The sequence below is a fragment of the Dickeya poaceiphila genome, from assembly GCF_007858975.2.
GTDB classification, from domain to species: Bacteria; Pseudomonadota; Gammaproteobacteria; order Enterobacterales; family Enterobacteriaceae; genus Dickeya; species Dickeya poaceiphila.
In genome coordinates this window covers 918,287-931,507 of sequence record NZ_CP042220.2, presented here as the reverse complement: position 1 = coordinate 931,507, position 13,221 = coordinate 918,287, and the positions used below count along the sequence as shown (strand labels likewise).

At 55.3% G+C, this 13,221-nt stretch carries 13 protein-coding genes; all 13 read right to left on the bottom strand.

The window, feature by feature from the left end; all coding sequences use genetic code 11:
- Positions 1 to 62: 62 nt before the first annotated feature.
- Positions 63 to 689 carry a protein-L-isoaspartate(D-aspartate) O-methyltransferase gene (locus Dpoa569_RS04095; protein ID WP_146411078.1) on the bottom strand — a complete coding sequence of 209 codons (627 nt, stop codon included), beginning with the start codon at positions 687 to 689 and terminating at the stop codon, positions 63 to 65.
- 119 nt (positions 690 to 808) lie between these two features.
- A complete protein-coding gene (gene truD, locus Dpoa569_RS04090) occupies positions 809 to 1,861 on the bottom strand; it encodes a tRNA pseudouridine(13) synthase TruD (protein WP_042872443.1) in 1,053 nt (350 codons plus the stop codon).
- Positions 1,855 to 2,352 carry a 2-C-methyl-D-erythritol 2,4-cyclodiphosphate synthase gene (gene ispF, locus Dpoa569_RS04085; RefSeq protein ID WP_042872446.1) on the bottom strand — a complete coding sequence of 166 codons (498 nt, stop codon included), beginning with the start codon at positions 2,350 to 2,352 and terminating at the stop codon, positions 1,855 to 1,857. Before ispF ends, truD begins: the two co-directional genes overlap by 7 nt.
- A gap of 3 nt (positions 2,353 to 2,355) precedes the next feature.
- A complete protein-coding gene (gene ispD / locus Dpoa569_RS04080) occupies positions 2,356 to 3,084 on the bottom strand; it encodes a 2-C-methyl-D-erythritol 4-phosphate cytidylyltransferase (protein WP_042872448.1) in 729 nt (242 codons plus the stop codon).
- Between the two features lie 2 nt (positions 3,085 to 3,086).
- On the bottom strand, positions 3,087 to 3,440 hold the full coding sequence (gene ftsB, locus Dpoa569_RS04075) for a cell division protein FtsB (RefSeq protein ID WP_042872450.1): 354 nt from the start codon (positions 3,438 to 3,440) through the stop codon (positions 3,087 to 3,089).
- A gap of 197 nt (positions 3,441 to 3,637) precedes the next feature.
- A complete protein-coding gene (locus Dpoa569_RS04070) occupies positions 3,638 to 3,982 on the bottom strand; it encodes a DUF3561 family protein (RefSeq protein ID WP_042872452.1) in 345 nt (114 codons plus the stop codon).
- Between the two features lie 119 nt (positions 3,983 to 4,101).
- The gene (gene cysC / locus Dpoa569_RS04065) at positions 4,102 to 4,716 is read right to left on the bottom strand and encodes an adenylyl-sulfate kinase (RefSeq protein ID WP_042872453.1); all 615 of its coding nucleotides are present in this window, start codon (positions 4,714 to 4,716) and stop codon (positions 4,102 to 4,104) included.
- 1 nt (position 4,717) lies between these two features.
- Entirely contained in the window at positions 4,718 to 6,145 is a 1,428-nt protein-coding gene (gene cysN / locus Dpoa569_RS04060; RefSeq protein ID WP_042872456.1) for a sulfate adenylyltransferase subunit CysN, read from the bottom strand.
- An 11-nt stretch (positions 6,146 to 6,156) separates the two neighbouring features.
- Positions 6,157 to 7,065, bottom strand: a complete 909-nt coding sequence (cysD, locus tag Dpoa569_RS04055) for a sulfate adenylyltransferase subunit CysD (RefSeq protein ID WP_042872458.1) — start codon at positions 7,063 to 7,065, stop codon at positions 6,157 to 6,159.
- Positions 7,066 to 7,075: 10 nt separating this feature from the next.
- Positions 7,076 to 8,497 (bottom strand): siroheme synthase CysG, encoded by a 1,422-nt coding sequence (gene cysG / locus Dpoa569_RS04050; RefSeq protein ID WP_042872461.1) that lies wholly within the window; start codon positions 8,495 to 8,497, stop codon positions 7,076 to 7,078.
- A 326-nt stretch (positions 8,498 to 8,823) separates the two neighbouring features.
- Positions 8,824 to 9,558: a phosphoadenylyl-sulfate reductase gene (locus tag Dpoa569_RS04045; protein ID WP_042872462.1), complete on the bottom strand. Its 735-nt coding sequence runs from the start codon at positions 9,556 to 9,558 to the stop codon at positions 8,824 to 8,826.
- A gap of 12 nt (positions 9,559 to 9,570) precedes the next feature.
- A complete protein-coding gene (cysI, locus tag Dpoa569_RS04040; protein WP_042872465.1) occupies positions 9,571 to 11,286 on the bottom strand; it encodes an assimilatory sulfite reductase (NADPH) hemoprotein subunit in 1,716 nt (571 codons plus the stop codon).
- Positions 11,286 to 13,085, bottom strand: a complete 1,800-nt coding sequence (cysJ, locus tag Dpoa569_RS04035; protein WP_042872468.1) for an NADPH-dependent assimilatory sulfite reductase flavoprotein subunit — start codon at positions 13,083 to 13,085, stop codon at positions 11,286 to 11,288. The genes cysI and cysJ overlap by 1 nt, the downstream gene beginning before the upstream one ends.
- Positions 13,086 to 13,221: the final 136 nt, after the last annotated feature.

Genomic DNA, 13,221 nt, shown 5'->3' with positions numbered 1-13,221 from the left:
TGTATTGAAATTTTAAAGACGGATGTTTTACCAGCGAATACATTACCGCGAGTGCAACGGTATCAAGCCAGTTCACCTTTGACCAGCGGAACAAACCGAACCGTTTCCACCGTCTGGACGATAAATTCGCCATTGCGGTGCAAAACCACCTGTAATGTTTGCTGCTGCTCACCGACCGGCAACACCATAATGCCGCCCTCATCCAGTTGCGCCATCAGTGCGCCAGGAATCTCCGGTGGTGCCGCCGTGACAATAATGGCATCGAACGGCCCTTTGGATGCCCAGCCTTGCCAGCCGTCGCCATGCCGGGTGGAGATATTGTGCAGATCCAGTTGTTTGAGGCGTCTTTTTGCCTGCCATTGTAGGCCCTTAATGCGCTCAACCGAGAACACATGCCGCACCAGATGCGCCAGAATTGCTGTCTGATAACCGGACCCGGTGCCAATTTCCAGTACACGGGACACCGGCGTCAAGCGTAACAACTCGGTCATTCTGGCTACGGTATAGGGTTGAGAAATGGTTTGTCCGGAGCCTATCGGCAGGGCGACGTTATCATAGGCTTTGTGCTCGAACGCCTCGTCAACAAAGCGTTCGCGGGGAACCGAAGCCATGGCCTGCAACAGGCGTTCGTCCTGAATTCCCTGCTGACGCAGCTGTACCAGCAGCGTTTGCACGCGTTTATTCACCATCCCTTGCCAGCTCCAGCGTTAGCACACTTCATCAACTCGCTCCGTCCTCCGATAGCAAAGAAAACCGACCGTCTATGTCAGAATAACTCAAGCGTCTGAAACCGAACACTTAGCGACTGTCAGGCCGACCACGCATCTTCCTGCGGCACAGCAAGCAACAGTTCGCGCACCACGCTGGTGGCAAAACACCCTGCTGGCAGCCAAAAGTGTAATTCAAGCGTGGCATCATCCAGCCATGACCAGCGCATCTCTTGCGGATACAGCATGATAGCGCGGCGGGCACTTTCCACCCGTTCGCGGCTCAACAATGACAACAGCAGCGTCTGCTCCTGCAAGCATTGTTGCTCGAACGCCAGCGCCTGATCTTGCACGCCTGGCTGCCCCTGCCCCGGCAACGCGGCGGTAATCTGCAACTCACCCGCCGTCACACGCGATTGCACCTCGGCCAGCTCTTGCGGCTGAGCCACAAACCAGCTACCGCGGCCCGTCAGTTGCAACGCATCACCTGCCAACACCTGCGTTGCGCCATAAGCCGCCAGACGCGCGCTGGTCATGAGATTAAATAACTCACTGCGAACCGCGGAAAGGTAGAAGCTGCGCTTGCTACGATCCTTGACCCGAATGTCGTCATTCGCCCAGCGCCGGGCTTGTTCCAGATTATTGCCGTCGCGGCCAAAACGCTGGCTGCCAAAATAATTCGGCACGCCTCCAGCCGCTATCAGCGCCAGACGGGTTTCGACCTCGGCACGGTCACTAATTTCACGCAGTACCAGCCTAAAATGGTTGCCTCGCAGCGCGCCAATACGCAGTTTACGTCGATGGCGCTGCGCTTCAAGAATTTCACACCCTTCAAGCGCCAATGCTGACCATACCGGTTCCGCTTTACCTGGCAGATGGAGACAAAACCACTGTTCGGTTACCGCATGACGATCTTTCAATCCCGCGTAACTGACTGAACGCGCCGGAATCCCGGCAAATTTCGCCAGTGCCTCGGCCACAAACGTCGTATTGCAGTTTCGTTTGCGAAGGTGCACCAGCACATGTTCACCATCGCCATCCGCGGTAAATCCCAGATCTTCAGCGACAAAAAAATCGTCCGGCGACGCCTTTAACACGCCCGTAGCAACAGGCTCACCATGTAACCAAAACAGTGATTCACGCGCCATTACCATGCCACCACGCCAGCAACATCACTCTTCACCAGCAGCACCACCGCTTCACAGGCAATCCCTTCGCCACGACCCGTAAAGCCTAACTGTTCCGTCGTGGTCGCTTTCACGTTAACGTCATCCATGTGCGCTTGCAGGTCTTCGGCAATATTGACGCGCATCTGCGGGATATGCGGCGCCATTTTCGGTGCCTGAGCGATGATAGTGACATCAAGGTTGCCCAGTTGGTAACCTTTATCGGTAATGCGCCGCCAGGCCTCACGCAACAGCTCGCGGCTGTCGATACCGCGGTAAGCCGGTTCGGTATCGGGAAACAGTTTTCCGATATCGCCCATCGCCGCCGCCCCCAGCAGCGCGTCGGTAACCGCATGAAGCACAACATCACCATCGGAATGCGCCAGCAAGCCTCGCTCATAGGGAATACGGACTCCACCGATCACCAGCGGACCTTCGCCGCCAAACTTATGCACGTCAAAACCGTGACCGATACGCATCACTCAGGCTCCTTTATTTTGGTGTTGATAATGATCCGGCTGACGCGTCAGGTAAAACTCCGCCAGCGCCAGATCTTCCGGACGTGTGACTTTAATATTGTCTGCCCGCCCAGGGACAATCTGCGGTCGATAACCGCAATATTCTAACGCCGACGCTTCGTCGGTAATGGTTGCTCCCTCACGCAATGCACGCTCCAGACACCCCCGCAACAGCGCCAGCGGGAACAGTTGCGGTGTCAGGGCGTGCCATAACGCTTCGCGCTCTACCGTATGGTCAATCACACCATCACGGCTTCGTTTCATAGTATCACGCACTGGCGCAGCCAAAATGCCGCCAACCTCACTCAGGCTGGTCAAGGTCAGCAAACGCGCCAGATCATCCTGATGTAAACAGGGTCGTGCCGCGTCATGCACCAATACCCAATCAGCCTGCTGCACATGCTTCAGACCAGCCAGCACCGAGTCAGCCCGTTGACTACCGCCTACCACCACCTGAATATGAGGATCGGCGGCCAGAGGCAACGTGGGGAAATAGGGATCATCGGCGCTGATAGCGATCACCACCCGCCGAATACGCGGGTGGCACAGCAACGCTGCGACCGTGTGTTCAAGAATGGTTTTACTGCCGATGGAAAGATACTGTTTGGGGCGGTCGCTTTGCATCCGGCTGCCGTTACCCGCCGCCGGCAAGACAGCAACCACCTCAGCCAAAGACTGATTCAGAATAGACATACCTAACGAGACATCGATGATGGAGTGGAAGAAGCTGAGGACGACGATGTCGATGACGCGCTTGCGCCAATACGGCGATCCGCCTGATCGGCCACCAAACGATAAAAGCTTTCACCGGGTTTGGTCATGCCCAATTCGTTGCGCGCCCGTTCCTCAATAGCTTCCTGACCGCCGTTGAGATCGTCTATTTCCGCAAATAGCTGTTCGTTACGGGATTTCAGTTTGACGTTGTTGGCCTGTTGTACTGCCACGTCATCCTTCACCCGCACATAATCATGAACACCGTTTTTCCCCAGCCAGAGCGAATATTGCAACCAACCGAGAATAATCAACAATAACAGCGAAAGTTTTCCCATCCAGCCCCCTGAAAAGCCGCCTAATCATCCCATAACTTTGGTCAGGACTCCACCTTCACCAACAGCATTACTTTGGCAAAGAAAAGTCAGGCACAGGCCAGGCTGTGTTGGAAAACACGAATAACGTATAAAAAATAGATTCAATTAAAAATAATCTGAAATCAGTGTCGCAAGAATCAACACATAGCGAGGTACGGCTACCATCCGGTAATGAGCAAGAATACCAGCCAAAACACGCCTGGAATGGTGACAGCGCAGCATACCATCATCCACACCACATGGTGTGGCAACAGCACGCGAAACAGCATACCGATCAATACCGAAAGGGGCATTAGCGCCAGAAAAAAAGGCCAGGTGTAGAGCATCAGCAACAGTGTGGAGTTCAGACCGTAAAACACAAATGGCAGGGAAAATGCCAGCCAGTAAAAGCAAAAGCCAGCCAGCGCACCCACTAGCGGACTGAAAGATCCAGGGGATGAATCTTCCTCTTCGTCATAACCAGTTTGTGTTCTGCTATTAGCTAATGGCGTCACACTCTGCATCATCGTTCCTGCTTTACCCCCGCACCGGGTAAACATTGGGCCTGAAGAGCCCCTTCATCTGCAAACCAGCAGCGGGAAAAAGACGTTTGTACCGCGCCGATGAAGGGGCTAGCTGAGGCTTAGATGATAGCTCGACCATGCAGCATATCTAATAATTCGGCAACTAAATTTGTTACCAATTGTTGACCATCCAGATGTAATTCCGGCAGTTCCGGTGCCTCATAAACTGCATCAATACCGGTGAAGTTGCGCAACTCACCGGCACGGGCTTTTCTGTACAATCCCTTGGGGTCACGGGCTTCACAAATAGCCAGCGGCGTATCAACGAAAACTTCAAGAAACTGCCCTTGCCCAAGCCGTTCCCGCACCATCTGCCGTTCAGCACGGTGTGGAGAGATAAAGGCGGTTAATACAACCAACCCGGCATCGACCATCAAACGGGCGACTTCTCCCACCCGGCGGATGTTCTCCCGCCGGTCATCATCACTGAACCCCAAGTCCCGGCACAGACCATGCCTGACGTTATCGCCATCAAGCAAATAGGTGCTGACGCCGCGGGCAAACAACGCCTGCTCCAGCGCCCCGGCCAGCGTAGACTTACCTGAACCGGACAGCCCGGTAAACCACACCACCACGCCACGGTGCCCATGCTGGCGTTCTCGATCTTCGCGGGCTATGGCATGGTCATGCCACACCACATTTTCATCGACCGACAGGGAGTGCGCTTGCGTCACGTTACTTTCCTCCCAGCAGGTCGCGCGCACCCCAATGCGGGAAGTGACGACGAATCAACGCATTCAGCTCCAGTTCAAACTCACTATAATTAGCGGTTTCCTGCACAAGCTGTTCGACGGGTTCACGCACCAGTCCGGCACCAACCGTCACGTTACTCAGACGATCAATAAAAATCATGCCGCCGGTAACCGCGTTCTGCTGATATTTGTCCAATACCAGTGGTTCATCAAAGGTAAGCTCCACCAGACCAATGCCGTTAAGCGGCAGCGATTCAGCGACCCGCTGAGTCAGGGTATTAATTTCCACCTGATAGTCGATGTTTTCCACGCGCGCACGCGTTTTCTTACCCGCAATCTTAATATCGTAGCTCTGTCCCGGCACCATCGGCTGCTCCGCCATCCAGACCACATCGACCTTCGCGTTGCGAACCGGCTGGAGCGTTTCCTCACTACAAACCACCAGATCACCCCGGCTGATATCGACGTCGCTGGACAAGACCAACGTTACGGCTTCGCCAGCCTGCGCCTGTTGCAGGTCGCAATCAAAGGTGACGATGCGACTGACGCTGGACTCAACGCCAGAAGGCAGCACCTTCACACGCTGCCCGACCCGTACTACGCCAGATGCCACCGTACCGGCATAACCGCGAAAATCAAGATTCGGGCGGTTGACATACTGCACCGGGAAACGCATCGGCTGGCTCAAACCGCGCGAAGAAACATTGACCGTTTCCAGTACCTCCAACAGCGTCGGGCCGTGATACCAACTCATGGTATGGCTTGGCGTGGCAACATTGTCGCCATCCAGTGCGGAAATCGGCACAAAAGTGATATCCAGCTCCGTCGGCAACTGACTGGCAAAGTCCAGATAATCTTGTTTGAACTGGTCAAAAACCGCCTGTTGGTATCCCACCAGATCCATCTTATTGACTGCCACCACCAGATGACGAATACCCAACAGCGTGGCGATAAAGCTATGGCGGCGGGTCTGATCCAGCACGCCTTTACGGGCGTCGATCAACAGAATCGCCAGTTCGCAGGTAGACGCGCCGGTCGCCATATTACGGGTGTACTGCTCATGCCCCGGCGTATCCGCGATAATGAATTTACGTTTTTCAGTAGAAAAATAACGGTAGGCAACATCAATGGTAATACCCTGCTCGCGCTCTGCTTGCAGGCCATCCACCAACAGCGCCAGATCCAGCTTTTCACCCTGGGTGCCAAGCCGCTTGCTGTCGTTATGCAGTGTGGAAAGCTGATCTTCGTAGATCTGACGCGTATCGTGCAGCAGCCGACCAATCAGAGTGCTCTTGCCATCGTCAACGCTGCCGCAGGTCAGAAAGCGCAGCAGACTTTTGTTCTGCTGTGCGTGAAGATAAGCCTCAACGCCGCCCTGATCGGCAATCTGTTTTGCAATACTATGATTCATGTGACGATTCCTCAGAAATACCCTTGACGCTTTTTCAGTTCCATCGAACCGGCCTGATCGCGGTCAATCACCCGTCCCTGACGCTCGCTGGTGGTTGAAACCAGCATCTCTTCAATGATTTCCGGCAACGTCTGCGCCAGTGACTCCACCGCGCCGGTCAGCGGCCAACAACCGAGCGTACGAAAACGCACCATACGCCGTGAGATAGCCTCGCCCGGCTGTAAAACAATGCGGTCATCGTCCACCATCAGCAACATGCCGTCGCGCTCCAGCACCGGGCGCTCCGCTGCCAGATACAGCGGCACAATGTCGATATTTTCCAGATAGATGTACTGCCAGATATCCAGTTCGGTCCAGTTGGATAGCGGGAACACACGGATGCTCTCACCCTTGTTGATCTGGCCGTTATAGTTATTCCACAGTTCCGGGCGCTGATTTTTTGGGTCCCAGCGATGAAAGCGATCACGGAAAGAATAGATACGCTCTTTAGCGCGGGATTTTTCCTCGTCACGGCGGGCACCGCCAAACGCGGCGTCAAACCCGTACTTATCCAGCGCTTGTTTCAACCCTTCGGTTTTCATGATGTCGGTATGCTTAGCACTGCCGTGCACAAACGGGTTCATCCCCATCGCAACCCCTTCCGGGTTGCGATGCACCAACAATTCGCAGCCATAGGCTTTGGCGGTCCGATCACGGAATTGGTACATTTCGCGGAATTTCCAGCCAGTATCCACATGCAGCAGCGGGAACGGCAGCGTACCAGGAAAAAACGCTTTACGAGCCAAATGCAGCATCACGGAGGAGTCTTTACCGATGGAGTACAGCATCACCGGATTGCTGAATTCCGCCGCCACCTCACGAATAATATGAATACTTTCTGCTTCAAGCTGCTTTAAATGCGTGAGTCTTTTCTCGTCCATAACCTTAACCTTAAGCCAGATTTACCACGGCAGAGCGCGCGTCAGTCGGCGTCATCCGCACTTGTTCACCAAACCAGGCAATGTGTTGATGCAAATTCACCACTTCGCCAATCACCAGCAGCGCTGGCGACGGGGCCTGCTGCGCCAGTTGTTCCAGTTCCGACAGGGTACCGGTCAGCACCTGTTGATCCTGTCGCGTACCACGGCCAATGACCGCCACCGGCGTATGCGGCGCCCGGCCATGTGCAATTAGTTGCCGGCTGATTTCCGCCGACTTCATCGCTCCCATGTAAATAGCCAATGTCTGTCGGCCACGTGCCAGCGTTGACCAGTCCAGTTCATCGCCATCAGGCCGGCAGTGTCCGGTGATAAATATCACGCTCTGGGCATAATCCCGGTGCGTCAGCGGAATGCCGGCATACGCCGTTGCGCCAGCCGCCGCAGTAATCCCCGGCACCACCTGAAACGGAATGCCTGCCTGCGCCACCTGTTGCAACTCCTCACCGCCGCGACCAAAAATAAACGGATCACCGCCTTTTAGCCGCACCACCCGTTTACCTTCCTGCGCCAGCGTCACCAGCAGCGCATTAATGTCCTCTTGCGGCAGCAGATGTGCACTGGCGCGTTTACCGACGCAAATCCGCTCCGCATCACGCCGCACCAGATCCAACACGTCATCGCTGACCAGATGATCGTAAAGCACCACATCTGCCTGCTGAATGACCTGCAAACCGCGCAATGTCAGCAGACCGGCATCGCCCGGTCCGGCTCCCACCAACGCCACTTCACCCTGTCGGGCATCAGGCTGCGTCAGTTGCAGCGTCAGTTCCTGTTCAGCCTCAGCGAGTTGCCCGGCAGCAACCAGACTGGAAAAACGACCAGTAAAAATGCGTTCCCAAAAGCGACGGCGCTCCGTTACCGACACCAGCCGCTGCTTAATGCGGCCACGCCATTTTCCGGCCAGCTCCGCCATCTGCCCCAGGCGGGTAGGCAGCAACGCCTCCAGTTTTTCCCGCAGCAAACGCGCCAGCACCGGCGCCTGACCGCCGGACGAAATCGCCACCATCAGCGGCGAGCGGTCAATCAGCGACGGGAAAATAAATGAGCACTTAGGCTGATCATCCACCACATTGACCAGTAACTGCCGTTGATTGGCTTGCTCGAATACAGTGGCGTTCAGCACCCCATCATCCGTCGCCGCAATCACCAGAAACACGTTATCCAGCAGCGCAGGCGAAAAATCCTGCGCAACCCATGCCAGTTGCCCGGCTTGATACAGCGCATGAAGCGGCTCGCACAATGACCGTGCCGCCACCCGGACATCAGCCCCGGCACGCAGCAGCAGATCAATTTTGCGGGTCGCCACCTCACCGCCACCGACGACCAGCACAGGACGCTGCCGGAGATCGGCGAATATAGGGAGATAGTTCACAGATGCCTTTACTAAGCTAAAAATTTTATAAAGCGACTATAAAACGTGAGAAGAAAGGTTATGAAATGCCGAATTAGCATGATTAGTTCCGTAATGGAATAACAAATGGGGTGTGAAAGAATAAAAATACTTAATAACGCCTTTTATGACTCTTTTTACCCTTCACGTTCGCTCTGCCTTATTTCTGGCAGAGCGAAGTCAGCACGCAGGCGATGAACACGCTGCACGGGTAGCCAGCCAACTACCAGCAGCAACGTTCAACGATAACCAGGTGACTGACACGCCGCTGTTTGCAACCTCTATGTCGTTATGCATTGACTGGCAACTCAACCCTCATGCAGCCCGCATTCACGTTTCAGACCAAAGAAACGCGTGTCTTCCTCGCTCATGCCCGGTTCCCATTTGCGGGTGGTGTGGGTATCGCCGACTGACAGGTAACCTTGTTCCCACAGTGGGTGGTAGCTCAATCCGTTGGCTTTCAGGTACTGATACACCGTGCGGTTATCCCAATCGATGATCGGCAAAAACTTGAATACCCCACGCCGGATAGCCAGTACCGGCAACCCTTCTCGACTGCCCGACTGCTCGCGGCGTAACCCGGCAAACCAGGTGCCGGCCTGTAATTCCTGCAACGCCCGGTTCATCGGTTCGACTTTATTGATCTGGTTGTACTTTTCCAGCCCTTCCAGACCCTGTTCCCACAATTTGCCGTAGCGCGCCTCCTGCCAGGCTGGTGACTGTACGGCACGGTAAACGTGCAGGTTAAGGTTCAACTGCTCGGTTAATTGATCAATGAACTGATAAGTTTCCGGAAACAGATAACCGGTATCGGTAAGGATCACCGGAATACCTGGCCGTTGCCGGGTCACCAGATGCAGACACACCGCCGCCTGAATGCCGAAACTGGAAGACAGTGCGAACTCACCCGGCAGGTTTTCCAGCGCCCAGCTAACACGCTCCTCGGCAGACAGGCTTTCCAGCTGTTGGTTAACTTCCGCCAGCGCGGCGGTCTGTTCCGTTTGGGGCAAGGCGCGTAACGCCTCCAGATTCAACCTCGGCATCACTCTCTCCTGTCAGTCGTAAAAATCAACAGCGGGGTCCAGCACCGGTTTAATGATGCCGACACGGACTGCAAAATCGCCAAACCCTTCGCCGCTCTCGCGCTCACCGGCCCAACGCGCGACCAGTTGGTCGATCTCCGCCAGAATCTCTTTTTCGGTGATATTCTCCCGATACATGCGTGGAATACGCGTACCTTCACGATTACCGCCGATATGCAGGTTGTAGCGACCGATGGCTTTACCCACCAGACCGATTTCCGCCAGCATGGCGCGACCACAACCGTTAGGGCAGCCCGTCACGCGCAACACGATATGGTCATCACCCACGCCGTGTTTCTGCATAATGCCTTCCACCTGTGTGACAAACTCCGGCAGGAAGCGTTCTGCTTCCGCCATCGCCAGCGGACAGGTCGGCAGCGAAACACAGGCCATCGAGTTCTGCCGTTGCTCGGTGAGGCTATCGTCGATCAAACCGTACTGACGCGCCAGCGCCTCGATTTTGGCTTTGTCACGAGCGACAACTCCAGCCACGATCAGATTCTGGTTAGCGGTAAGCCGGAAATCGCCCTTGTGGATTTTGGCGATTTCCGCCATGCCGGTTTTCAACGGACGCCCCGGATAATCCAGAATGCGTCCATTTTCAATGAACAGGGTCAGATGCCATTGATTATCGATCCCCTTCACCCAACCGATGCGATCACCGCGACTGGTGAACACGTACGGACGAACCGCGTCAAACGTGATGCCGGCACGACGCTCCACTTCCTGTTTGAAGGTGTCAACGCCTACCCGCTCCAGCGTGTATTTAGTCTTGGCGTTCTTACGGTTGGTACGGTTGCCCCAATCGCGTTGGGTGGTGACTACCGCCTCAGCTACGGCCAGCGTGTGAGTCAATGGAACATAGCCCAACTCACTGGCCGTACGCGGATAGGTTGCCTTGTCGCCATGCGCGATGGAGAGGCCACCGCCCACCAGCACATTAAAACCAACCAGTTGACCGTTATCGGAAATGGCAACAAAGTTTAAATCGTTAGCGTGCAGATCCACATCATTCTGCGGCGGAATCACCACCGTGGTCTTGAACTTACGCGGCAGATAGGTCGGCCCCAGAATCGGTTCTTCATCAGTGGTGGCGACCTTTTCCTGATCCAGCCACACTTCGGCGTAAGCGCGGGTACGCGGCAGCAGATGTTCGGAAATTTTCTTCGCCCACTCATAGGCCTGCTGATGCAGCACCGACTCCACCGGGTTGGAAGTACAGAGCACGTTGCGGTTAACGTCATTGGCGGTTGCCAGCGAATCCAGTCCCACTTCATGCAGCAACTGATGAGCCGATTTCAGATCACTTTTCAGAATGCCATGAAACTGAAACGTCTGGCGGTTAGTGATACGGATACTGCCGTACAGCGTTTTGTCACCCGCAAATCTGTCGATAGCCAGCCACTGCTGCGGCGTCATGACGCCCCCCGGCAGGCGGCAGCGCAGCATCATGGCGTGACGCGGCTCCAGTTTTTGTTCGGCGCGTTCGGCACGAATATCACGGTCATCCTGCTGGTACATGCCGTGAAAACGAATCAACAGAAAGTTGTCGCCGTTAAAGCCGCCGGTCAGACCGTCGCTCAAATCTTCTGTAATCGTACCGCGCAGGTAATGGCTTTCCCGCTTCATGCGTTCAGCATCCGCCAGCGTACCCTCGACCACCAGCGGACCAGAATATCTTTCGCTCATTAGTACACATCTCTCTGATAACGCCGCTCAAGACGCAGCTCGCTTAAAAACTCATCCGCCTGTTCGGCATCCATACCGCCATGTTCAACCGCAACAGCCAGCAATGCTTTTTCTACATCTTTCGCCATGCGATTGGCGTCACCACAAACATAAATATGGGCGCCATCCTGAATCCAGCGCCACACTTGCGCGCCTTTTTCTCGGATCTTGTCTTGTACATAAACTTTATGTTCCTGATCGCGCGACCAGGCCAGATCAATCTGAGTCAGCAGCCCATCCTTGACGTAACGCTGCCATTCCACCTGATAAAGGAAATCTTCAGTAAAGTGCGGGTTACCGAAGAACAGCCAGTTTTTACCACCGGCACCGTCAGCCTCACGCTGCTGCATAAACGCCCGGAATGGCGCGATGCCGGTACCAGGGCCAATCATGATCACCGGCGTATCGGGGTTGGCAGGCAGGCGGAAATTGTCATTGTGCTCAATGAACACGCGAACCTCACCGTCTTCTTCCAGATGGTCGGCCAGATAACCTGACGCGCCGCCGCTACGTGCACGGCCTTCATACTCATAACGCACCACGCCGACGGTGACATGCACTTCGCTGCCCACATCATCCTGCGAAGAGGCAATGGAGTAGAGACGCGGCGTCAGCGGACGCAACAATCCGATGAGTTGTTCCGGTGTCAGTTCCACCGGCGCTTCACGCACCATATCCACCAGTGGAGTACGTTGGGCGTACTGTTGCAAGGCAGTTTTATCCGCCACCAGCCCAAGCAGCGTCTCGTTACGAGACAACGCCGCATAGCTGGCGACAATCGGCGCCGTATTCTGCGTCAGTTCAAAATGGCGTTGCAGCGCCTCGGCCAACGGCAACGTTTCACCGCCTACGGCAACCGGCTCATCGCCTTTCAGCCACAACAACCCCAGCAATTCCTGTACCAGTTCTGGTGAGTTCTCATACCACACGCCCAGCGCGTCCCCTGGCTGATAATGCAGACCGGAATCCCCCAAATCGATTTCGATATGGCGGACATCTTTCTGCGAGTTGCGGCCAGTAATTTTCTGGTTGGTTAACAACGAGGCGGTATAGGGTGCATCTTTGTGATACGGGCTGGCAGTACTCACGTTAACCTGACCGCTGGCAGCAGCCTGCACCGCCGTTTGACTGGCGAAACGCCCCTTCAGCGCCTCGACCACCTGACGTCGCCACTGTTCCGCCAGAGGCTGGAACTCCACATCGGCATCAACGCGCTCCAGCAAGCGCTCAGCGCCTAATTCAGCCAGACGACCATCAAAATCTTTACCTGCCTTGCTGAAGAACTCATAAGAGGTATCGCCCAGACCAAATACTGCAAACGCCACTCCGGCCAGCGACGGCGCTTTTTTCGAGAACAGGAACTTGTGCAGTGCTACCGCCTCTTCCGGCGGCTCACCCTCGCCTTGCGTCGAGGTGACGATCAACAGCAGTTTTTCCTGTGCGACCTGCTTGAACTTGTAGTCACCGGCATTCACCAGCGTCACCGGCAGGTTAGCCGCCAGCAGGTCGTCACGTACCTGCTCCGCCACACGGCGTGCGTTACCTGTCTGAGAAGCGGAAATCAACGTAATGGCAGCGGGTGGCGCAGCTTGCGGCGCCGGTGCGGCCAGCGCACCGGGCTGTTGCTGAATCACACCCCAGAAATAGCCGGACAACCAGGCCAGTTGCGTCGGTGAAAGATCACCCGTTGCTGCCTGAAGACGTGAAAGTTGCTCCGCACTCAACGGGAGCGGCGGAATCGGAGAAGCCGGGGTTGTCATTGTCGTGTCGGTATCCTTGTTCTGGCCACGGGCGCGAATGCCGGGTTGCCGCAATAGCCAATTTCATAAAATAGAAAGTTATACCCTAAATAATTCGAGTTGCGGGAAGATGGCCAGTGAATGAATCCCGATGAGC

Coding starts and splice junctions, on each gene's coding strand:
- ftsB (WP_042872450.1), bottom strand. CDS start 3,440: ATGGGAAAACTTTCGCTGTTATTGTTGATTATTCTCGGTTGGTTGCAA.
- cysD (WP_042872458.1), bottom strand. CDS start 7,065: ATGGACGAGAAAAGACTCACGCATTTAAAGCAGCTTGAAGCAGAAAGT.
- cysI (WP_042872465.1), bottom strand. CDS start 11,286: ATGAGCGAAAGATATTCTGGTCCGCTGGTGGTCGAGGGTACGCTGGCG.
- cysJ (WP_042872468.1), bottom strand. CDS start 13,085: ATGACAACCCCGGCTTCTCCGATTCCGCCGCTCCCGTTGAGTGCGGAG.
- Dpoa569_RS04070 (WP_042872452.1), bottom strand. CDS start 3,982: ATGCAGAGTGTGACGCCATTAGCTAATAGCAGAACACAAACTGGTTAT.
- ispD (WP_042872448.1), bottom strand. CDS start 3,084: ATGTCTATTCTGAATCAGTCTTTGGCTGAGGTGGTTGCTGTCTTGCCG.
- cysN (WP_042872456.1), bottom strand. CDS start 6,145: ATGAATCATAGTATTGCAAAACAGATTGCCGATCAGGGCGGCGTTGAG.
- truD (WP_042872443.1), bottom strand. CDS start 1,861: ATGGTAATGGCGCGTGAATCACTGTTTTGGTTACATGGTGAGCCTGTT.
- Dpoa569_RS04095 (WP_146411078.1), bottom strand. CDS start 689: ATGGTGAATAAACGCGTGCAAACGCTGCTGGTACAGCTGCGTCAGCAG.
- Dpoa569_RS04045 (WP_042872462.1), bottom strand. CDS start 9,558: ATGCCGAGGTTGAATCTGGAGGCGTTACGCGCCTTGCCCCAAACGGAA.
- ispF (WP_042872446.1), bottom strand. CDS start 2,352: ATGCGTATCGGTCACGGTTTTGACGTGCATAAGTTTGGCGGCGAAGGT.